A 4761-nucleotide genomic window follows, 5' to 3' on the forward strand; every position below is an offset into this window, starting at 1 on the left:
CTCTCATCCTCAAGTTCTCTTATAAAATCCACTGCAAAGCTCTTTTTCTTTAACTTTAAAACCCGCCAATCAGACGCGTCTTTTACAGTGTTTTCGTCAGATTTGAGTCTACAAAATGCCAGCTTAAACTGGATAAATTTGACGATAAAAATCGTCCACGTAATGACGGAAAATAAAATCAAAACGCATATAACAATCTTTACGACTATATATGCGTTCTTAAAAAGCGAAATAAATGACAAATCTATGCTTGGCGCCTTAGAATTTGAGGCGATGCCGGTCAAATTTTGCTCTCCGCCAAATTTCAAGCCAGCTTGAGATAAATTTACATCAAACACTACTTGGCTATCGCTCGATTTTTCAAATTCGCTTACGTTATTTTCACCAAACAACAAACAAAAAGAAAAAATAATCACTAAAATTTTAGCCATCTCGTACCTTCATTTAAATTTCCATAGATAATCAGCCTCTTTAGCACTCGTGTCATCGCCATCAAAGCCTAAAAACAAAGTTTTAAATTTCTTTTTCGTTTTAAAATCCATAAGATGAAGCGGCACCCCTATGTCCTTTTGGACGTGATACCTCCCAGCTATAAGCAAAGCAAAATTTGCAGATTTATTTACGACGTCGGCCATCCTACGATCTTTGTACTGCTGAGCCTGGACAAGCTTCTGTATATCCTGCTTATTTACGCCTCCGTGCGCTCCGCGGATGATTTTCACGATAGCTTCTTGAACGCTTTTGGATGTGGAAAATTTACCAGATATAGGCTGGGCGCCGGTAAATATCAGCTTTATTTCGTCTTCGCTTAAATTTGCGCACTTGATGTTAGCGCTATAAAATGCTGCTTCTAGCACTCCTTTGTAATGCCTTAACTCCCACATTTTATCATTCCATTTTATAGCTTTTATCAACTCGCCCGGACGAGTTTTTTTATCCAAGCCATCTGCATATTTTTGCTTATCACCTCCAAGCATCTCAAAAGCGACGTCTATGTTTTTATTTTTTGAAAGCGCTTTGATGAGTAAAATTTCTGCCAAATGGTGGTCAAAGTCATCGTGTAGCTCGCCCACCAGTAAAATATCAGCATCTAACACCTCGACAATAAAGTCGTCAAAATCCATCGTTTTATTTGTACTTAGATTGACGATTTTAGCCGTAGCCTTGATATTATCTAGCCTTTGTGGGGTGACTTCATATTTGCCGCTACACCCAACCAAAAATAGAGCAAAGATAAGAAAAATAACAATTTTTAAAGTATTCATTTTTATTCCTATTATCAGTTATTTTAGATAATGACTATAGTATAAAATTTGTTATTAAAGTAGTATTAATCAAAATTAAAAAATTAACCCAAAAATCCCCGCATCATATAGGCTCCTGCCGCGCCTGCATCCTTGATCTTGTCTAAATTTTCAAAATTTATCCCGCCGATAGCGTAGGTTTTTATGCTTAAATTTTCGCAAATTTCACGTAAAAATTTAAGCCCCCTGCCTCGCTCTAGCGCGTGAGAAGGTGTATCAAAAATATGCCCCACCACTACATAATCAGCGCCTAGCTCCTGCGCCGATAAAGCCTGGTCTAAAGAGTGAACCGAAACGCCGATCTTGAAATTTTGCGTTAAATTTGACGCGCAAATGCCGCCGTATCCCCCTTTATACGAGCTGGCGCCATCAAATTTAACCAAATCTCTCAAATTTGTAGCCCGCTTGACACTCGCAGCCGCAAATTTAGCAAAAGGCAGATGCAGCTCGCTCACGCCAAGCCTGCTTGCGGTGTTTGCATAAGTATGTAAAATAAGCTGCGTACCAGAGCCGCACTCCGCGATGATCTCAAGCGTTTTGCGGGCTAAATTTTCGTATTCATCCTCGGACAGATCGCTCTCCCTCAGCAAAATTTTATCCGTCTTGCCGCTTTGCGCTACTCGCCTAACGTCCGCGAAAAAATCCTCACTCAAGCGGCGGTTCGTCACCCAAACGAGCTCAAATTTGTCAAATTCCATCGCCATTTACCCCAAAAGCCAAATTTTACGCCCGCAAAAGCGCAAAGTACTAAACGTAAATATGCTCGCTCATCACGGGCTGCAAATTTAGCCCACGCACGGCGAGCAGCATCTCATCGACCGAGCGCGCGTCGCTGATCTCAAACTGCTCGTCGCCCTTTTTGGCCTTATCCGAGTGCGTCCCCACGCCAGTGCTAACGCCGGCTGAGATTTTGTTCGCGGCGACTGCGATGACCCCGTCACGAAAGCGCGCCGACTCGCGCGTAGAGATCGTGATATTTGCGTACGGCAAAAAGAGGCGGTACGCGCAGATAACCTGAAACAGCGCCCTCTCATCGATGTCCCGCGGGCCGACGTGAGCCTTGTTTATCGCGGGTCGCAGGCGCGGGCAAGATAGCGCGATCTCGGCGTGCGGGTACTTTTGCTGGATGAGATGCGCGTGTAGCGCGGTGGCTAGAGCGTCTTTTCTAAAGTCGTCAAGCCCCAAAAGCGCGGCAAATCCGACGCTGCGCATACCGCCCATGAGAGCGCGCTCCTGGGCGTGGAAGCGGTAGGCAAACGAGCGCTTGACGCCGCCTAGGTGAAATTTCGCATACGTCGCCGGGTCGTAAGTCTCCTGAAAAACCACGACGTAGTCCGCGCCGCAACTGTGCAAAAACGCGTATTCGTCGGCGTTTAGCGGATATATCTCGACGCCTACGTTGCTAAAAAGTCTAGACGCCTCCTTGCAAACCTCGCCGATATAGCCCAGGTCGCTTTTTTTCGCGCTTTCGCCGGTTAGGATGAGCACGTCTTTTAGTCCGCTTTTTGCGATATTAGCTAGCTCCGTCGCCGCCTCGTCCGCCTTTAGCCGCACGCGCGAGATCTTATTTTTCGAGCTAAAGCCGCAGTAGACGCAGTCGCTATCGCAAAAATTTGAGATATAAAGCGGCGTAAAAAACTGCACCGAGTTGCCAAACTGTCTGCGCGTCCTATCTCGCGCCGCCTGTGCCATCTCGTCTAAAAATGCGCTAGCAGCCGGGCTTAGAAGCGCTTTTAGGCCGTCTACGCTTAGATTTTCCTCGTTTAGAGCGCGCCTAACGTCTGTGGCGTCAAATTTCGCGTAGTCGTAGCTTTCGCGCGCCGCTAGCACCCGCTGCATCAGCGTTTCGTCTATGCGCTGCGCACCGTCGGCATACTCCATCACGTCTATATTTTTCAAATATTTCTCCGTTTTTCGTCTAAATTTCGGGCGTTAAATTTGATCGTTTTTAAAGGCTAGGAGCCGTAAATTTTACGCGCACAAACCCGCGCCTTTTCGGCGCTAAATTTAAAACCGCACGAAATCGTCAAATTTAAAATTCGCAGGATTTAACGAGGCAATTTTCATCCTCGCACGACTCAAATTTGACGCCGTTTTTTCATGCCGTCAAATTTAAAGCTAAATTTACTCCAAAAATCCCGTCAGCGGACTCGAAGCCCGAGCGCTTTCGCTCACATTGCCAAGCCCCGATAGATACGCCAGTCTGCCCGCCTGAATCGCTAGCGCAAATGCTTGCGCCATCGTTTTTACGTCGCCGGCAGTCGCGATAGCGGTGTTTGCCATCACGGCCGCGCAGCCCATCTGCATCGCCTCGCACGCCTGCGCCGGAGTGCCGATACCCGCATCCACGATCACGGGCAGGTCTATCTCGGCGAGTAAAATTTTGATAAATTCGCGCGTGCAAAGGCCTTTGTTCGTTCCGATCGGAGCGCCAAGCGGCATCACGCACGCAGCTCCCGCAGAGGCTAGATCGCGCGCTACGTTTAGGTCGGGGTACATATAGGGCATCACGACGAAGCCCATGTTTGCGAGCTTTTCGGTCGCTTTTATCGTCTCGTAGTTATCGGGCAGCAGGTATTTGCTATCTCTGATGACCTCGACCTTCACGAGATCGCCGCAGCCCGCCTCTCGCGCTAGCTTTGCGATACGCACGCACTCATCGGCGTTTCTGGCGCCTGAGGTGTTTGGCAGTAGCGTCACGCCCTTTGGGATAAAGTCTAAAATATTTTCGATCCCGCCCTCGTTCACGCGGCGAAGCGCCAGCGTCACGATCTGCGCACCCGCCTCGTGTACCGCGGCCTCCAAAAGAGGCAATGAAAATTTACCCGATCCCAGTATAAAGCGCGAGCTAAATTTATGCCCGCCAAGCTCTAAAATATCGTTATTTTCATCAAATTTCATCTCAACCTCCCCCGACAAAATGCACTATCTCGGCCGAGTCGCCGTCTCTTAGCGCCGTATCAAATTTATCTTTTGGCAAGATTTCGCCGTTTAGCTCGACCGCGATGCGCTCAGGCTTTAGCCCCTTTGCGGCGAGGAGTTCGGCTACTGTTTTGCCGATAAATTCGCTCTCATCTTTGCCGTTTATTTTTAGCATTTTCTTTCCGTTTTATTAAATTTAGCGCGCCCGTTTGGTTCAAATTTCGCGCTGCGTAAGCTCGCGATTATACCTCTTTTTGCTAAATTTAAGCCAAATTTTTCATCGCGAGCGTGCAGGCGGCAAGCCCGTAAAATACGACGCAAAGGCTAACGGCTAGCCCAAAAACGCTAACTGCCGGCGTCTGGCTAAAACTAAGCGCAAAAAACGAGATAAAGCTCGTGATAAACGCGGCAAATATCCCAAAAACGCGCTCCCGCCGCGACAAGTCGTCGTTTAGCGCAAAGATAAGATAATCTATGCCGACCGCGCTCGCCAAAATGAGCCCGAAAATCGCAAAAATATTTACGCGAACGCCAA

At 47.6% G+C, this 4761-nt stretch carries 5 protein-coding genes and 2 pseudogenes; all 7 read right to left on the reverse strand.

The window, feature by feature from the left end:
- A pseudogene (locus tag Q0314_RS09515) lies at window positions 1-431 on the reverse strand (MotA/TolQ/ExbB proton channel family protein); the annotation flags it as partial.
- 9 nt (window positions 432-440) lie between these two features.
- On the reverse strand, window positions 441-1265 hold the full coding sequence (locus Q0314_RS09520; protein ID WP_298058533.1) for a ChaN family lipoprotein: 825 nt from the start codon (window positions 1263-1265) through the stop codon (window positions 441-443).
- Between the two features lie 83 nt (window positions 1266-1348).
- Window positions 1349-2002: a thiamine phosphate synthase gene (locus Q0314_RS09525; RefSeq protein ID WP_298058535.1), complete on the reverse strand. Its 654-nt coding sequence runs from the start codon at window positions 2000-2002 to the stop codon at window positions 1349-1351.
- Window positions 2003-2051: 49 nt separating this feature from the next.
- Window positions 2052-3143 carry a 2-iminoacetate synthase ThiH gene (gene thiH / locus Q0314_RS09530; protein ID WP_298058541.1) on the reverse strand — a complete coding sequence of 364 codons (1092 nt, stop codon included), beginning with the start codon at window positions 3141-3143 and terminating at the stop codon, window positions 2052-2054.
- Window positions 3144-3428: 285 nt separating this feature from the next.
- Window positions 3429-4205, reverse strand: a complete 777-nt coding sequence (locus tag Q0314_RS09535; RefSeq protein WP_298058537.1) for a thiazole synthase — start codon at window positions 4203-4205, stop codon at window positions 3429-3431.
- A gap of 1 nt (window position 4206) precedes the next feature.
- Complete coding sequence (thiS, locus tag Q0314_RS09540) at window positions 4207-4401, reverse strand: sulfur carrier protein ThiS (protein ID WP_298058539.1); 195 nt, start codon at window positions 4399-4401, stop codon at window positions 4207-4209.
- Between the two features lie 88 nt (window positions 4402-4489).
- A pseudogene (locus Q0314_RS09545) lies at window positions 4490-4761 on the reverse strand (hypothetical protein); the annotation flags it as partial.

It is taken from the genome of uncultured Campylobacter sp. (assembly GCF_938040115.1).
Classification (GTDB): domain Bacteria; phylum Campylobacterota; class Campylobacteria; order Campylobacterales; family Campylobacteraceae; genus Campylobacter_A.